This window comes from Microcoleus anatoxicus (assembly GCF_042465725.1).
Classification (GTDB): domain Bacteria; phylum Cyanobacteriota; class Cyanobacteriia; order Cyanobacteriales; family Microcoleaceae; genus Microcoleus; species Microcoleus anatoxicus.
Genome location: NZ_CP120853.1, coordinates 3,306,708 through 3,324,762, shown reverse-complemented (window position 1 = coordinate 3,324,762; position 18,055 = coordinate 3,306,708). Strand labels below are relative to the sequence as shown.

11 protein-coding genes are annotated in these 18,055 nt (G+C 45.3%); 3 read left to right on the top strand and 8 right to left on the bottom strand.

Annotation, left to right across the window (positions count from 1 at the left end; all coding sequences use genetic code 11):
• Positions 1-62 precede the first annotated feature (62 nt).
• The 5 genes from P2A85_RS14290 to bioF form a co-directional block, all read right to left on the bottom strand.
• Entirely contained in the window at positions 63-326 is a 264-nt protein-coding gene (locus P2A85_RS14290) for an acyl carrier protein (protein WP_340522711.1), read from the bottom strand.
• A 14-nt stretch (positions 327-340) separates the two neighbouring features.
• A complete protein-coding gene (locus tag P2A85_RS14285) occupies positions 341-1,960 on the bottom strand; it encodes an amino acid adenylation domain-containing protein (RefSeq protein ID WP_377481201.1) in 1,620 nt (539 codons plus the stop codon).
• A gap of 12 nt (positions 1,961-1,972) precedes the next feature.
• Positions 1,973-3,118 carry an acyl-CoA dehydrogenase family protein gene (locus tag P2A85_RS14280; protein WP_340522716.1) on the bottom strand — a complete coding sequence of 382 codons (1,146 nt, stop codon included), beginning with the start codon at positions 3,116-3,118 and terminating at the stop codon, positions 1,973-1,975.
• A gap of 777 nt (positions 3,119-3,895) precedes the next feature.
• On the bottom strand, positions 3,896-4,045 hold the full coding sequence (locus tag P2A85_RS14275) for a hypothetical protein (RefSeq protein ID WP_341737259.1): 150 nt from the start codon (positions 4,043-4,045) through the stop codon (positions 3,896-3,898).
• A 210-nt stretch (positions 4,046-4,255) separates the two neighbouring features.
• Positions 4,256-5,416, bottom strand: coding sequence for an 8-amino-7-oxononanoate synthase (gene bioF / locus P2A85_RS14270; protein ID WP_377481198.1), 1,161 nt, complete (start codon positions 5,414-5,416; stop codon positions 4,256-4,258).
• 66 nt (positions 5,417-5,482) lie between these two features.
• Here bioF and P2A85_RS14265 point away from each other — a divergent pair, with 66 nt between their 5' ends.
• Positions 5,483-6,418: an exopolyphosphatase gene (locus tag P2A85_RS14265; RefSeq protein WP_377481195.1), complete on the top strand. Its 936-nt coding sequence runs from the start codon at positions 5,483-5,485 to the stop codon at positions 6,416-6,418.
• A gap of 187 nt (positions 6,419-6,605) precedes the next feature.
• Here the strand turns inward: P2A85_RS14265 and P2A85_RS14260 are convergent, their stop codons facing one another.
• From P2A85_RS14260 to P2A85_RS14250, 3 genes are all read right to left on the bottom strand, one after another.
• Positions 6,606-6,821, bottom strand: coding sequence for a hypothetical protein (locus tag P2A85_RS14260; protein ID WP_340525320.1), 216 nt, complete (start codon positions 6,819-6,821; stop codon positions 6,606-6,608).
• A gap of 11 nt (positions 6,822-6,832) precedes the next feature.
• On the bottom strand, positions 6,833-7,954 hold the full coding sequence (locus P2A85_RS14255) for a glycosyltransferase family 4 protein (RefSeq protein ID WP_377481191.1): 1,122 nt from the start codon (positions 7,952-7,954) through the stop codon (positions 6,833-6,835).
• 163 nt (positions 7,955-8,117) lie between these two features.
• Positions 8,118-10,925 carry a chloride channel protein gene (locus P2A85_RS14250; RefSeq protein WP_377481188.1) on the bottom strand — a complete coding sequence of 936 codons (2,808 nt, stop codon included), beginning with the start codon at positions 10,923-10,925 and terminating at the stop codon, positions 8,118-8,120.
• A gap of 468 nt (positions 10,926-11,393) precedes the next feature.
• On the opposite strand from P2A85_RS14250, the gene P2A85_RS14245 reads away from it, so the two are divergent.
• Positions 11,394-11,579, top strand: coding sequence for a hypothetical protein (locus P2A85_RS14245; RefSeq protein ID WP_377481185.1), 186 nt, complete (start codon positions 11,394-11,396; stop codon positions 11,577-11,579).
• Positions 11,580-11,745: 166 nt separating this feature from the next.
• Positions 11,746-17,745: a S8 family serine peptidase gene (locus P2A85_RS14240; protein WP_377481182.1), complete on the top strand. Its 6,000-nt coding sequence runs from the start codon at positions 11,746-11,748 to the stop codon at positions 17,743-17,745.
• The last annotated feature ends 310 nt before the right edge of the window (positions 17,746-18,055 follow it).

Here is an 18,055-nt window from a genome sequence, read left to right as displayed (position 1 = left end):
CAAAGAAATGAACGATTAAATCCTATGTTTACTTTTGTCTCAGGGAATAATACCTTCTTCCTTCATACCTGTGACGCCAATTTACCAAGTATATAAGCTTTGATATGGTCAATCGTTTCAAAGTTTTTTAATACGAGTTCTTCAGGCTCCCAAAAAATTCCAAATTCTTCTTCGACAAAGCGAACCAACCGAAAGAGATCCATTGAGTCCACTATCCGTTGCTCTACGATCTTTAAACTATTAGTTAGAACCAAGTTAGGTTGGTCGTATGCCAACTCTTGAGTGATATACTCTTTGAGCATTTGTTCGATCTTTTCTTCTGTCATTGTATTGTTTCCTGTTATTGCTGTGTTTCTTGAGATAACTGAACTTTGTCTATTTTACCAGTTGAAGTGTGGGGCAAGGAACTACGGAACTCAAACAAATCGGGAACCATATATTTGGGAAGCCGATCTGCACAAAACAATTTTAAAGCCTGTATTGAGACATCAGGAACTTCCGAAGCCATCCCTTCTGTGAGATTGTTACTACTACGTGGCACCACAACAGCTTTGATCCGATTACTGATTTCACGATCGGGAATGGGAATTACTGCGGCTTCTTCCACTTGAGGATGGCTGTACAAAATGCTCTCTATCTCACCCAATTCAATGCGATAGCCCCGACTCTTAATCATATGATCGCGACGACCTAAAAAGATATAATTGCCATCCGGGGCTTCTTTGACAAGATCCCCCGTGTGGTAAATCATCTCAGATCCCAAGCTACGATGCAAAGTAAAGGGAACTCGGACTTGAGCACTCTTTTCAGGCAAATCCCAATAACCTGTCATCAACCCAGGGCCACGCACGCAAAGCTCACCCACCTCACCTTTAGCTACCAATTCATTACTTGTACTCAAGACAAAAACTTCAGTATTAGCGCAGGCTTTGCCAAGTGGAAGTGATTCGGTTAGTTCAATATCAAGTGGTGAAACTTGGTAATAGGTGCAGACATTCGTTTCAGTGGGGCCATAGAGGTTGTAATAGGAGGCCTGGGGAATATGCACCATCAACTGACGCAAATATTTGATGGGGAAAACTTCACCCGCAAACAAAATGGTTCTTAAAGCGGGGAAGGTATGTTGCTCTAATCGACCATATAAGACCAAACTTGTGAGAATAGAGGGGACTGAATACCAGATCGAAATTCTTTCTTGGGCTATGAATTTAGCCAGATTAATTGGAAAGACCGATAAAGCGGCTGAGAGTAAAATTGTCGTGCCCCCAGCTTTGATAGTTGTAAAGATATCAAAGATGGAAAGATCGAAATGAAACGGCGCATGATTGGAAACACGGTCTTCTGCTGTTACCTGAAATGTGTCATAGGCCCAATTCACAAAGGTAAGAGACGCTCGGTGGCTAATCATCACCCCTTTCGGAGTTCCTGTCGAGCCAGATGTATAAAGGATATAAGCCAAATCGTTTTCAGTCAGATTTGGTTCTGGGGGTGGACTGTAAGAAGCTTGTAAAACCTCTGACCATCTGACAATTTTTCCCAACCACTGCGTTGCTCGATCGTCTTCATCTGTCAGAATCACACTGTTGAGACTCTGCAACTCTTCTAGGGAGTTGGTTCCTAAAGCATCTATTCTTTGCTGTGTCGAAATCAGGAACTTGATCTGACAGTTGTTAATGATAAAGGTAATCCGCTTTATTGGAGCGTAAGGGTCTAGAGGTACATAGGTGGCACCGGCTTTTAATATGCCAAAGATAGCAATAACAGCTTCAATTGACTTATCGAGGTAAATGCCAACTCGGTCTCTCCGTTCTATACCTGCATCTATCAAGGTATGTGCCAGTTGGTTACTTTTCTCGTCCAACTGACGATACGCGATCGTGTGTTCTTGCTGCTGTACAGCAACGCGATCGCTATGGGTTCGAGCGCTACTTGTTAACAGATGTTGCAGTAGATATGGCATGATGACCTTGCTTTACAATCCCAAGAATTTAGCAATGACGACTCGTTGAATTTCAGAGGTACCAGAGTAAAATTTACTGCCAATAGCATCTCGCAGCTCTCGCTCTAACTCTGTATTTGTTAAATAACCATAGCCACCGTGAACCTCGATTGCTTCCATACAACACTGAACCCAAGCTTCGCTAATGTACAAGTTAGCCATGGAGGCTTCCATCAGAGCCATTTGCTTATTTTGTTTCATCCAAGCAACTTTATATAAGTATGACTTGGCATTCTCCAACCGCAGTTTCATCTCCACCAACTTGTTGGCAACTAATTGAAATTTTCCAATCGCTTGACCAAATTGCTTGTGGCTTCTAGCGTAACGAATAGACTGCTCCAACAATCGTTCTATTGTTCCCACAGCAGAGGCTAGAATAAATCCCCGCTCCCACTCCATGCTATGATTGAATATGGCTAGCCCTGTCCCTTCTTCACCTAAGCGATTAGCGGCAGGTACCTCACAATTTTCCAACCTGAGTTCTGGTACTTCTGCTGTACGCATTCCCATTTTAGATATAGGCTCTGAAAGGATGAGACCAGGTGTATCTTTTTCGATAATAAAAGTCGTCAAACCCTCTTTCCCAAGAGCTGGGTCTACAGTAGCAAAAATGATGAAAAGGTCTGCAATGGTTCCATTGGTTACATAGTGTTTGTATCCGTTGAGAATGTATTTATCTCCATCTTTTTGAGCCGTTGTCTTGAGACTATAGATATCAGACCCCGCTTGTGGTTCGGTAGCTGCGTGGGACGCAATCCACCCTTCCCGACAAAGCAAGGGCAAATATTTTTCCTTTTGTTCTTCCGTCCCGAAGGTCAGCAGGGGCATTTCGCAAGCCCAGATATGGGCACTCATAGCAAATATCAGTCCGTTATCCTTGCAACCGTATCCTAATCCTTGCAAAGCATAGGCGGTAGTGAGAATATCTAGTTCCTGTCCGCCATAACGTGCAGGGATAGGCCATCCATGAACACCAAACTCACAGCACTTTTTCCACGCATCATGATTAAAGATTTCCTCTTTGTCCTGTTTAATCAGGTCGGAGATCAATGACTGTTGGGCAAATTGAATCACCTTTTTTTTAAATTCAATTTGTTGACTGTTCCAAGCAAAATCCATTACACCCTCTGCAATTTCAACTGATTTACCGGTTGTGTTCGCATATTAATGCGATTTTTCGCTTAATACTACCTCTTTAGATAGCCCTAGTCAACTACTAGAGTATTCCTTTAGATATATGTTTGTCTATATCTAATTCTTAAAACTTTGTAAAGATAAATTTGACCTAGCTAATCTTCTAGCCCACATTCCGCACCCCCAACTGGCACATACACGGAGTGAGGGGGCAAAAGTGAATCATCCGAGACAAAGCGTGAGTAAAAAATACTCAATAATTTCGGTCGCGCTCCCATCACGAGTGTTAAAAATTCCTGACAAGAGACGTGAGGGTATGAGTTAAATCTGATACCAGTTAAAATTGCGATCCTCTGCGAGGGCTGCGCTAACGGTAAAAAACCAAGTTTATTACGTATCCGTAACCTGATTGATGACCAAAATGCGTTAATTGCGATCGCTCTTGGGTAACCAATCATCACCAAAAATAGTGTAAACTGGCGATCGCGATGAACGCTCAAATCAGGATTCAGCAGCCCATGCAGAAAGCATCCCAGATGAAAAATGTGGGATACAACCGGAATTGATATGACTTCTTGCTTCTACTTAATCCTGATTGACTAATAAAAAACCCCGGTTGCTTGAAGCAACCGGGGTTTTTTTCTACGGAATAACAGAGGAGTGAACTTTCACAGGTATTGATGGCAAGAACTCTGCATTTCTCACACAATCACTTGACCTGCACAGACAAATTCTAGACGACAAATTTTTGTGTTCGCTGATTTAAAGCTGTCTCATTTCTTCTTCCAGCACCCGAACCAAATCTTGATTGCCACTGGCTTTCGCTACTTCGATGCGGTGCATCAGTTGCTTTTGAATATTAGCTCGGTGGGTTTCAGCAATTTTTTTGACGTTTTGGCGATTTGTGTTCATGGTGGACGTTCCTTATATTAAATTTGGTGTAACCTGCTACTCCTTTAATATAGCGCGAAATGGCAAAAAGTATCTAAATTTACAAAAACTTTATAAATATTGACCCAGCGACCAAAATAGTGTATACTAGACTGCGAAAGTCAATAGCGAAATCTTGACAATCAAAAACCAGAGGACATCGGGCATCGGTAGCCGTCTGTCCCCTCTCCCTTAAATTTGTGCCAAAGCCTTTGCCAAATGCTGAAGGTGTGCCAACTCATGAGTTGCCATCAGCGAAATCCGAATTCGACTCACACTCACAGTCGGAGGGCGAATGGCGGGGGCAAAAATACCCATCTCCTTGAGTTTGCTACTGGCGGTTAAAGCTGTGGCTGCATCCTTTAAGGGAAAACTGAAAATGGGCGAGAGTGAATTGGTAATCGGTAATTGGTAATGGGCGATCGCCTCATCTCGGAAATTTTGGATATTTTGCTGTAGCCTCCGTCGTCGATCGGGTTCTTGCTGTACAATCTTCACAGCTTCCCAAGCAGCAGCCGTGTCCGCTGGTGTCAATCCCGTAGTATAAATCCAAGTCGGAGCTCGATTGCGCAGAAAATCAATCACAGCAGCATCCGCTGCAACATAGCCACCCAAACTTCCCAAAGCTTTGCTTAGTGTACCCACTTGAATCAAGGTTTCTCCCGTACACCCGAAATGTTCGACACAACCAGCGCCCCTAGCACCGAAAACTCCTGTAGCGTGAGCTTCGTCTACTAATACCATGCAGTTAAATTGTTTTGCCAAATCTAGCAACTGCGGTAACGGGCACAAGTCTCCATCCATACTGAAGACGCTATCGGTAACAATCAAACACTTGCGGTATCGATCGCGATGTTCAGTAAGCAGAGCTCTCAAATCCTCAACATTGCAGTGAGCGTATTCTACACTCTGAGCTTGGCTAAGTGTCGCTCCATTTTTCAGGCTGGAATGGTTGTACTTGTCAGATAATATCAAATCCCGTTTACCGACGAGGGAGGCGATCGCCCCTAAATTCGCCAAATATCCCGAACTAAAGACTAAAGCATCCTCAGTTTGTTTTAAATTAGCAATACTCTGTTCTAGCTGTCGGTGTAAATCCCGGTGCCCCCCCACTAACCTCGAACCAGTCGTACCCGTACCAAATTCCTTAGTTGCAGCCATCGCCGCTTGAATCAACCTATCATCCCCCGCAAGTCCCAGATAATCGTTGCTAGCAAAGTTAATTAGCCAGTCCCCTGCTAATTTTACCCTAGGGCCTGGACAACTTTCGATCGATTGTGGCGATCGATACCAATTGGCGCGGTGAATAGTGTCTAAATCCTTCTCTATCCAAGCATAAGGGTCAGCGTTCATAGTGGAAAGCGATCGAGTAATAAGTTATATTGTGTGATAATCAGTTCCTCAATTTCTCAAAAGCATATGTCAGACACTCAAAAATACAGATTAGTCACCCGCAGCGATTTTGACGGTCTTGTCTGTGCCGTTTTACTCAAAGAACTCGATATTATCGAAGAAATTAAATTCGTGCATCCTAAAGATATGCAGGATGGAAAAATCGAAATAACCAACAACGATATTACCACAAATTTACCCTATGTTGAAGGTGCTCATCTAGTTTTCGACCACCATTTCAGCGAAACTCTCCGACACGAAAAAATCCAAAAAAACCATATCATCGACCCCTATGCAGCTTCCGCAGCCAGGGTATTATACAAATACTATGGAGGTCCAGCCAAGTTTCCCAAAATTTCCGAAGCAATGATGGAAGCTGTTGACAAATCCGACTCCGCTCAATTTTCCCAATCCGAAGTTTTACATCCCGAAAAATGGGTATTGCTCAACTTCATTATGGATGCCAGAACGGGATTAGGCAGGTTTAAGGAATTTACTGTTTCCAACTACCAGTTAATGATGGAATTAATTGATTACTGCAAAAACCACAAAATCGAAGAAATATTGGAACTTCCTGATGTCAAAGAAAGAGTAGAACTCTACTTCGAACACGAAGAAAACTTTAAACAACAATTACAGCGTTGTGCCAAAGTTTATGACGATCTAGTTGTTTTAGATTTGCGAAACGAAGAGATTATTTATGCAGGAAATCGCTTTGTAATTTACGCTTTGTTCCCCCAATGCAATATATCAATTCACGCACTTTGGGGACTGAAGCAACAAAATACTGTTTTCGCCGTTGGGAAATCAATTTTTAACAAAACTTCTCAGGTAAATATTGGACATTTAATGTTAAGATATGGTGGTGGCGGACACATGAATGCCGGAACTTGTCAAATTGAAAATGACAAAGCTAGTAAAGTTTTGAATGAATTAATTGCACAAATAGATCGAGATAGTTGAATAAAAAAAAAGAAGAAGAGAAAAGCAATGGGTGCATCTGTGTTTGGCAAATATATTCGTAGGGGCGAAGCATGACCGCTGTAAATCTCTGGTTATCGCTAATAAATTGTCTGCGGTCATGCTTCGCCTATGCAAAATCGGGATGCTCCCAAGGCAATTCTTCTACCACCATAAGGTTATATTCTCGTTATTGTAGTTTTTCAACATCTACAGTTTGTGAACTATTACCTTTCACGGATGGTAAATGGTCTACCAAACCCATATCAAAAGCGACATCCGGCAATTCAGAAACCTGATATTTACCAGGTTCAAACAATCGTCCAGGAGTAAAACAAGGCTGTTTTAATTGTACAATTTCTCCCGGTGCAAACATCCCTCTAAATCTTTTACTTTCCAGGGCCATAACTTTCGTTCCTAAAACAACTGTCTCATTAATCTTAGCAACTTTTTACCCGTCGCTTCCCAATTAAATAAATCCGCCGTCTCTCTGGCTTTTTGAGCCACCTGAAAACGTCTTGAATCTGCAACAATGTTCCGTAATTGCTCTCGAACAGACTGAAGATTTGGTTCGGCCCAGTGAGGAGAATTGCTAATTTTCAGATGATGAGTATCATAACACAATCCTACGGGAATTATATCGTAAGAAATCGGATAACAGTTATCAACATTAGCATACTCGGTCGGACCACCGTAAAGAGGCATCGCCACGGGCAAACCTGCGGCAAAAGCATCCAAAATTTTGATGGCAAAACCCTCGCCACGAAAGGGAGCTAAAAAAGCATCTGCCGATAAGTATAAATTCGCTAGTTCTTGTTTGTCAAGAAACTTAGGTATTATTTCAACTTTTGGTTTAAACCTACCACATCTATGTTCAAAATCTCTAATTATTTCTACGATAACGTCAGGATTATTGCCACCGTCTTTGATAATTAATTCAACATTAGATTCATGTTGAAATTCTTGACAAAAAGCTTCAATGGCAATATCTGTACCAAATCTAGAGAAATCAAAAGAATTGGTCATGTGCAGAATAGACGTTACATAGGGTGGGTTTTTGGGAGCTTTTTTAGCATATAGTTCCGAGATTAAAGGATTGAATCCCAAAGGAAGGACGGAGATGTTATTGGCGGGACATCCTGCTTGGATTAAAACATTTTTAGAATACTCGCTGACAGCAAGTTTGTGAGATGAAGTGTGGACAGCATCGTACATCCAATAATCGAATTCATCATGGTTGGTGGCGAATTCATAGTTGATGGCAAAAAACTCTAAATTCAGATGACCATTGAGTTCTTTTAAGAAATAGGGTTTCCAGTAATGAGACCATTTTATTTGAAACAAATCCGATGGATGGTTGCTCATCCACTTGGCGATTAGACTGTTTTCTTCTGCCGTGCAAATGCGCTGCATACGAGGTGTAACTTCTGAGTCTTCGACGGAAATAGGAATCCCCATTTTGTCTAAGGCTTTAGCTAAGGAGAGTGTGATATCTGTGAAGGAGTTGAAGTGTTGAAATCCGATGTTAAAATGAACCATTTTTAATATTTTTGAGTTTTGAGTTTACTCGTTACCAGGAATTATCCCAGGGAGGCAGAGCCTCTAGATATGTGTTCCCAGGAACATCCTGGGAACAAGACTAATAACTAATAACAACTAACTAATAACTAATGACTAATGACTAATGACTAATGACTAATAACTAATTTGCCGATCGCACTAAAATGATTGTACACTCACACCCGCGCGCCACAGCCTCCGGGATATTCCCGTGCATCACCTGTTTGAGCAGTCCTTCGCGGCTAGCTCCCAAGACGATCGCATCACACTGGTCATTTTGAGCTAAATCAATTAAAGCATCAGACACCGACTTAGCGCAAACCGAAGTTGAAATTACCTGACAGCCCACCTGGCGCTTGAGAAACTCCGCCGCTTGGTCCAATTCATCGCGATTCGGTGATGCGACAGAAGGCTGGTGCACCTGACATAATCTAATCTCCGGTACTTGACTCGCCGCTACAAAAGCAGGTAACAGTCGCAAAGCCGTCGCTTGCTTGTAACCACCACGAATCGGCACCAGCCAGCGCTGCAATCCCATGAGGGTGTGTAATCCCAATTCCTCGGTTTGAAGGTGGGAATGTGGCGCAGAAATTTCTTCAGTTTCCGATTCAGGATGTGTGATTTGAGATGGGGAATTTTCTACCATGTTTATATTGGTTAAATCCAGAGATTCTTGACTCAATGCTTTTTTCGGGATTCCTATTTTGTTTCCCCAGTCTCCTTTCTGCCCTTTTTGTAATAACTTTTCGCTCCATTTTACTAAAACTACTTCACAACCAGCTTGCCGAATTACGGTATCTACAACATCGCCAAAAATGCGTCCACTGGTGGATTTTTCGCCTTGCCAGCCCATCAAAATCAGATCGATATGTCGCTCCCTAATTGTCTCTAAAATCGCATAAGCAACGTCGTGAGATACCCGTATTTGGGTGTGTAATGGGAGATTCCAATGGCGGGCGATGCGCTCGGCTTGTTGCAAGAGGCGACGGCCTTTTGTTGTCCGCACTGCGGTTTCTGAAGGAGAACTGTTGCGGGGTACTAGCATGATTTGCACGCATTCTAGTTCGTAGTTGCGATCGCGCGCAATTGTCGCCGCCAGGCGTAGCAAAGCTGGTGCTGTGTAGGGATTCGAGAGCGGTACTAACAAGCGGCCGTTTCCTACCTGGGGCGCTCTGGTTTGATATACAACATAAGAAGGTTCTGGACTTGCCCCCTGGTTTGTTTCTCCGCTCAATCTATTGGACTCAACTCGAATAATATCACTCCGAGTAATAATGCCTATTAAATGTCGTCCTTCTGTGACGGGTAAGCGGCTGAGATTGTACTTGCTAAGCCTGTGTAAAACTTCGCTTAAAGTATCGTTTGCTGTCACAGTTATTGGCTGGGTAGTCATAAATTCTTTGAGCAGTGCATTGCCCAAAAAATTACGTTGTTTGGCATTGGCTAAATCTGATTGACTGACAATTCCCACTAATTTTCCAGCTTCCACTACTGGAAAACCTCGGTGAGTCGATCGCGAAAAAGCCTGCATCACTTCATCAAAAGTCAGTAGACTCGAAAGAGTTTCAACTTGGCGCTGCATCACGTTAGCTGCGTACAAGTCGCTCAAAGCATCAACGGCTGGTTTATCTTTGGTCAGTTGAATGCCTTTCAACTCCAAAAGGCGATCGTACAAAGAGCCACTGTCCACCTTTTCCGCAACTAAATAAGCAACTACAGAACAAATCATCAAAGGTAGCACCAACTTGAAATCCGCCGTAATTTCAAACACAATAACTACCGCCGTAATCGGAGCCCTAGAAACCGCACAAAAAAAAGCTCCCATTCCCGCCAAAGCGTAAGTGACCGGCAAACCAACACCAAGCCAATCTTCCTGTAATATCCCCACCATATGACCTAGGGCAGAACCCAGAACTAAGGAAGGCGCAAATAATCCTCCCGGTGCTCCTGAAGCAGCCGAGATAATAGTCAAACAAAAGTGAGCAATAAAAGCAATTAAACTTGTGACACCGCTAGCTTCTCCGGTTAATAAAAACTCGCGTAATCCCGTATTGTTGCGAAAATTTTCTGGCAATAATGCTATTACTAAACCGCAAATTAATCCAGCTAAAGCTATTCTAAAAGGCAAGGCAAGTTTGAGAGTTTTTCTATTAAATTGCAATCCTGCCAGAATTCCTTTACTGAACAAAGCTCCCAGGAAGCCTGCTAAAACTCCTAACAGTATATAAAACGGAATTTCCCCAGCCGAAAAACTGGTTTGATACTCTCGTAAATTGAGATTTAAACTATCACCACCCAAAATTTGTGAGACAACCGCACCGATGAAAGAAGCAATAATTGCAGTACCTAAAGTCAGCCCTGAAACATCGTGCAGTAGTTCTTCGACGACAAACAAAACTCCTGCAATGGGAGCATTAAAACCCGCAGCTAATCCCGCCGCAGCGCCACAAGCAATCAATTGTCGGCGGTAGTCTGGAGAAGTTGGCATTAAGTGACCAATCCAGTCGGCCAAAGACGCTCCAATTTGGACAGTAGGGCCTTGTCTGCCCAGGGTTAAACCGGAACCAACTGCTAAAATAGTGGTGATAAGTTTAGCAACGGCTACTCGTAAATTTAAAGAAAGATTGACACCAGAAAGAGCAGCTTTGACGTGGGGAATGCCACTACCCGCAGTTTCAGGAGCCCAACGTTCCACCAAAAAACCTGTCAGCAACCCGCCCAATAAACCGACAGCCGGAAGTAAAATTACTGCTGGAATTAGTGTTGATGTAGCAACTCGCCAACTGCCGAGCCATCCCACTCCTAATTTGAGTAAAACGCCAGCTAATCCAGCCACTAAGCCGATCAGACAAGCTTCAAAAATGGCGAGGCGTTTTGGCTGCAAAAAAAGTTGAGATTCGATGACTCTGGAAGCTTCCCTAAATTGTTTAGGGATAGGAATATACCACATAAATAGGGTTTATTATTATCCAATACGCTTGGGTTAAAACTATTTATTCATCCGGATCCCCCTCGCATCCCCCTTAAGAAGGGGGACTTTGAGTAAGTTCTTGTCCCCCCCTTTTTAAGGGGGGCTAGGGGGGATCGAGATTAACCCAAGCGTATTGGTTTATTATCTGCATCTGCGAATTATATGCTCGATCGCACTTTAGCAAAAAAATGTTCTACTTGGCAAAATATAACTAATTTTTAACGGGAAATTAACGCAGATTAACGCGGATTAATTCTATATGTTTATAGAACCCATTTGAGATCTGGCGATCGCTGCGCTCATAGCAGTCAATTTAGCATCACAAGTAGGGAAGAACTACTTCCCTGATGTGTTGAGATTCACTCTGTGGAGGATTCGATCGCCCCTGAAGGCAAATTCAATTCCTGTAACACAACAACCCTCAAAAGTCAACCCTAAACCACTCTCATGGCCAAAGATCCGACTTTTCCGACTTTTCCGATTTTTCCGACTTTAAAGATCCGACTTTTCCGACTTCTACAAACAGCCACTACCAGAAATAATAGACATACCGAAAGTCAACCCTTCGACTACGCTCAGGGCACCGCCCGCGATCGCTTGGGTTCTATGCAGTTGGATATTTTTGAACTGTAACAGGTAATTTTTATTACCTGGGAATTACTTGAGCGATCGCAACATTTGTACAAAACAATGTATCTTATGGGGGATGCAGGTATCAATTGCCAGTCTTAGCGAATAAGTGCGATCGCGCTCTCCCCATGCCCATAGCAGTTCAGAAAATTCTAGTGTGAGGTTTGTTATGACTGATAATAAATTACCAGACGACTTAAAAGATACGCTAGCTGAGGGGCAGTGGTGGCTGCTCAACACCGGACAGGAAGTTCCGAATAATAGGAATGTCGAAAATAGTCCCGGTATCGACCTCAATGTACTCCCTCTGTGGCCGTTCTATACTGGCAAAGGCATCAAAGTAGGCGTCGTTGATGATGGTGTCGATCTCAACCACGAAGATTTTGAAGGCAACTTCGTTTCCCTGCCCAGCAAAGAAACAGGGGGCTTGTTGCCAGAGAAGAAAAACAATAATCACGGTACGCCTGTAGCTGGCATTATCGGAGCTAGAAGAAACGATCTCGGTACAGTGGGTATTGCCTACGAAGCAACGATCGCCAGTTACTCATCAAATAACAGTGATTCGAGTTTAAAGGCACAAGCTGAATTAGACGTTTCCAACAATAGCTGGGGTGGCACCCGTCACTTCGATCAAAACTTTTCTGTAAAGGAAGATCAAGAAAACATTTCAGGAATCATAAACTCTGTCACCCAAGGCCGCCAGAAGTTAGGCACGGTATTTACCTGGTCCGGGGGAAACGAGCGTGACGACAATAACCCAGCCCAGAAAGGAGCAGCAAAACGGGGTAGAAATGTCAACTCAGGCAAGTCCGAGAACAACCGCTATGTAATAGCTGTAGCAGCGATCGACAATACGGGAGTTGTCACATCTTACAGCAATCCCGGTGCGCCGCTGCTCGTCTCAGCCTTCGGCAGCGAATTCCCCCAAAGTATTGCCACACTCGATCGTAGCGAAAACGACGGCAAAAACACGGACAAAACAAAAGGTAAGAAAGATTTTTCTGACCCCAACTACACCAAAAAATTTAACGGCACATCAGCAGCGGCGCCGATGGTTGCGGGCGTTGCAGCCTTAATCCTGCAAGCCAATCCCAAACTCGGCTACCGCGACGTTCAGGAAATCCTCGCTTACTCTGCACGCAAAAATGACCCCGATGCAAAAAAAGATGACTCTGGTAAGGATACCTGGGCATTCAATGGTGCGAAAAACTGGAACGGCGGCGGACTCCACGTCAATCACGACTACGGCTTCGGATTAGTCGATGCCACAGCAGCAGTACGGTTGGCTGAAAATTGGCAGCCGCGATCTGCTGGAACTACCAAAAATGATGCTGCGGCAACTGCGGAAAATGAGAAATCTCAACTTGCCAATTTGACCCTGCCAACACCAGTAGATATCCCCGACAATGACCCCGCAGGGATCGATCGAACCTTCACAATTAATCAAGGCATCAACATCGACAAGCTCGAACTAGACTTGAATATTGAGCACGGTCAATTTCAAGACTTAGTAGTTACGCTGACATCTCCCGACAAAACCAAGAGTGTAATGCTCGATCGTGTTCCTTACTACAGTGGGGCACAAATAGACACTGGGAAAGACAAAAAAACTTTAACAGTCGAAACAAAAGGAGATTTTCGTATTGTCGATTTCCGCGACGGAGCAAAAGGTGATAACTATGGCTTCGCAGACACAACCATTAACTACACTTTCACCAGCGCCCGCCATTGGGGAGAAAACGGCCTTGGCAATTGGACGCTGAATATTTCGGATAATAGCAATCAAAACGACCCAGAAAATACTGGTAAAGCAAACATCTACCGAGACAAAAAAAATCGATCGGAAAATCTGCAACCAGACGAGAAGATAGCTGTAGGAGCAGACCCTACGGACGAAGAAAAAAAGGAGGCAATTAAGACCAGCGGCAAAAATACTGGCATACTCAAAGGTGCAACTTTACGGCTGTACGGCGACGACTTAATTACCGACAACACCTACATCTACACCAACGAGTTCGCAAGTTTCACCGATACTGCCCGCAAAACTCTCAGCGACACCAACGGTGGCAACGACATCATCAACGTTGCCGCCATCACCGATGACGTTATCGTCAACCTAGCGCCCGGTTCAACAAGTACCCTACCCGGCCGCGATGTGACAGGAAAAATAAAACTCTCTGATCAAACCCTCACCATCGCCCCCGGCAGCATTATCGAGAACGCCTTTGCCGGCGAAGGAAATGACTTAATAGTCGGCAACGATGCAGCCAACACCCTCTTCGGCGGCCGCGGCAACGACACCCTCGTCGCTGTTTACAGCACCGCCTCCGGTAGCGGCGACACCCTCATCGGCGGCGGCGGTAGCGACTCTCTAGTTGGAGCGATTGGAGACACTACTTACATCCTCAATGCCACGACAGCCAAAGGCAGCAAAATCAAAAATGTTGGTGGTGTCGCCAATAATTTAATCCTCTCCAACAGTACGCTGCCCAGCACCCTCGCAACATTGCAGGACTCTAAGTTGCCGAAGCTTACTCTAACAAAAACCCTCGCAGCGGGACAGAACGGGATTGCCAAAGAAGGTAACGATTTGGTGATCGACCTCAATGCTGACGGCAAGGTAAAATCGCCGGATGATTTGACCATTGAAGACTTTTTCTTGCCTACTAGCGGCAAATTCCAAAACGTCGGCAACCTGCTTGGCGCTGACATTCTCGGCGTTGCCCCAGCCCAGTCAGGGAAAAATGTCATTGCTGTGGCAGCTCCATCGACAACTCCATCTACGACTCCATCGACAACTCCATCGACAACTCCATCGACAACTCCATCTACGACTCCATCTACGACTCCATCGACAACTCCATCGACAACTCCATCGACAACTCCATCTACGACTCCATCGACAACTCCATCGACAACTCCATCTACGACTCCATCGACAACTCCATCGACAACTCCATCTACGACTCCATCGACAACTCCATCGACAACTCCATCTACGACTCCATCGACAACTCCATCGACAACTCCATCTACGACTCCATCGACAACTCCATCGACAACTCCATCGACAACTCCATCGACAACTCCATCTACGACTCCATCGACAACTCCATCTACGACTCCATCGACAACTCCATCTACGACTCCATCGACAACTCCATCTACGACTCCATCGACAACTCCATCTACGACTCCATCGACAACTCCATCTACGACTCCATCGACAACTCCATCGACAACTCCATCGACAACTCCATCGACAACTCCATCGACAACTCCATCGACGACTCCATCGACAACTCCATCGACAACTCCATCGACAACTCCATCGACAACTCCATCGACAACTCCATCGACAACTCCATCGACAACTCCATCGACAACTCCATCGACAACTCCATCGACAACTCCATCGACAACTCCATCGACGACTCCGGCTTCGGGGATAATATTGGGAACTCCCCAAGCTGATGCGATCGAAGGTAGTCCGCAAAACGACACCATCGACGGCCTTGCAGGTGACGATGAAATTTTCGGTGAAGCAGGAAATGACTCCATTCTAGGCAATGCCGGAGATGATTACTTAAATGGCGGCGCAGGAAATGACAGCCTCTTTGGCGGTGCGGGAAATGACTTCCTAGACGATGAATTGGGCAATAATTTGCTCTCCGGCGGCGACGGAAACGACGAAGTTTTCGGTGGAAATGGTGCCGATACTATCACAGGAGATGCCGGCGATGACTCTTTATTCGGCGACGAAGGTAATGACTCTATTTCTGGCGGTATTGGCAACGATATCGCAGATGGCGGCGATGGTAACGATACCTTAGCTGGCGGTGACGGCAATGACGAACTAAGCGGCGGCGAAGATAACGACAGTATCAACGGCGGCCTTGGCAATGACGAACTCTACGGAGATGATGGTAACGATACCCTAGAAGGCGGTGGCGGTGTAGACAGTCTAGCAGGCGGCATCGGCAATGACTTCTACGTTTTAAATGCTACCTCGGCAGGGGGCAGCATCATTGCTGACGACAGCGGCATCGATAGTTTAACGCTCAATGGTGTCACGCTGGCGATCGGTCTTGCAGCAGGTACTGCGGGAGTAAAACGATCCGATAACAACGGCACCGACTTAGAAATTGACCTCAACAAAGATGGGGTGTTCAAAGCTGCTGACGACTTGTTGATTCTTGACTTCTTCGCTGAACCAAATCTGGAAGAAGGAGATGGTTTTATCGAACAAGTTGGCAACCTCTCAGGGGCCGCTATTCTCAAGAGTTTCCCGCTGAAAGCAACGCCCGGCCCTGATTTTCTCGATGGCGGTAGTGGCAATGACAGCATCGACGGATTGGCCGGCAACGATGAGATTGAGGGCAATCAAGGCAATGATTCGCTGTTCGGCAACGCTGGCAATGATGTGTTGAATGGCGACGAACTCATTGTGATTAGTGAGGCGGAGGGTGACGTAATTCTCGGTACGGGGATTGGCAACGACTATCTCGACGGCGGTGACGGCAACGACACCCTCGACGGCGGCGAAGGTAACGATACTCTGTTAGGCGCTGCCGGTGATGACAGTCTCTGGGGTGGTAAGGACAATGACATTATCAATGGAGGAGAGGGCAAAGATTCTCTGTACGGCAACGAAGGGAATGACAGTTTGTTTGGCGGTGCCGGCAATGACATTCTGTTCGGGAACGAAGACAACGATACTCTCGACGGTGGCGATGGAGATGATTCCCTAGTTGGTGGTTTGGGCAATGACAGCATTGTCGGCGGTGCCGGTATCGATACGGTGTCCTATGCTACTCTGCTGAGTCCTGTTAACATTAATCTTGCTACTGGAATTTCCACAGCCGAAGGTACGGATACTCTCAAAGGTATTGAATTCATCATCGGTACAACTTTACCCGATACCATAGTCGGCAGCAGCAGCGATGAAACTTTAATCGGTAACGGCGGCGCAGACATCCTCACCGGTGGAGGCGGCAACGACACCTTTATCCTCGACCCCGCCAAATCCGGTGGTAGCAAAATTCAAGGTGCCGCCGGTACTGACAATCTCATTGTTACTGGTAATACCTTAGCTTTATCTTTGACTCCCGGTTCCATGGGAATTGGCCGTAGCGGTACTAGCTTAGTAGTAGACCTCAATAAAGATGGTCAAATCAACCTCGCTAATGATGTCGAACTGCTCAATTTCTTCGCATCTACTAGCGGTAATATTCCCGGTACTGGATTCATCGAAAATGTAGCAGGTACTCCCGGCAATACAATTCTCGGCAAGTTTGCCACACCCATAGTCATACCCACACCGACTCCCACTCCCACCCCCACACCTCGTGGCCCCCGGATTTTAACGCTTCCCATTGAGATTCCGAATCCAAATACTACCGTTGATTCCACCTTCAATGGCGGCCCGCTCAACGATTTGTTATTCGGAAATTCCCAAGCCGATGCCCTCAAAGGATTGGCTGGAAACGATACGATTTTCGGCTTAGACGGTGCTGACAATATCCTGGGCGATGACGGTGAAGATTCGTTATTCGGCAATGCTGGCAACGACTTTATCGATGCTGGAAACGGCAATGATATCGTTTACGGCGGTAAAGGTAACGATCGCATTTTAGGTGCCGGAGGTAATGATTCTCTGTACGGAAATGACGCCTCGGATGCTGTTTTTGGAGGAGATGATAACGATGTAATTTTTGGCGGCAAGGGTGATGATTCTCTGGGCGGTGATGCTGGAGATGACAGCGTTTTAGGTCAGTTGGGTAACGATTTCTTGCTGGGTGGCAGCGGTAATGATGCTGTCAGCGGTGGCGAAGGAGATGATACTTTAGCGGGTATCGATCCGATCGCACTTACTCCCGGAGTAGGAGAATTTGATACTTTGACTGGCGGGGAAGGAAAAGACCGTTTCTTGCTAGGAGATAGTGATAAAATCCACTATTCCGGCGATGGTAATGCGGTAATTAGTGATTTCAATTCTGCGGAGGATGCGATCGTTCTTTCGGGAGTTAAGGCAGATTATTCGCTGTCGGTTTCGGGGAATGTGACTAGCATTTTCCTGAAAAAAGCTGGTCAATCTGACGATCTAATTGCGAGTGTGCAAGGGGTGACGGATCTAAATCTCGATCGACCTTATTTCACTTTCCTTTAGGAACGGTTTTTTATTAACCGCAGATTAACGCAGATAAATCTTACAGAACCTACGCAAAAAACCCGGTTTCTTTGAACAATCGTCGCTCTATCGCCTGAGATATTGACGCAGAAACCGGGTTGTTTACCCCCCGTGTGTCCAGGACTGTCTGATCTTCTTTGCGTTAATCCGCGGTTTTTCTTGCCATCACAAGCAGCCTGCTTTCTCATATCAATTCCGGTTGTATCGTCAGGTGATTTAACCGCGAAGGCGCGTTCGGCGAAGCCGTTCCCGTAGGGTAGGACGCGAAGTTCGAGAAGAGAGAGATTAA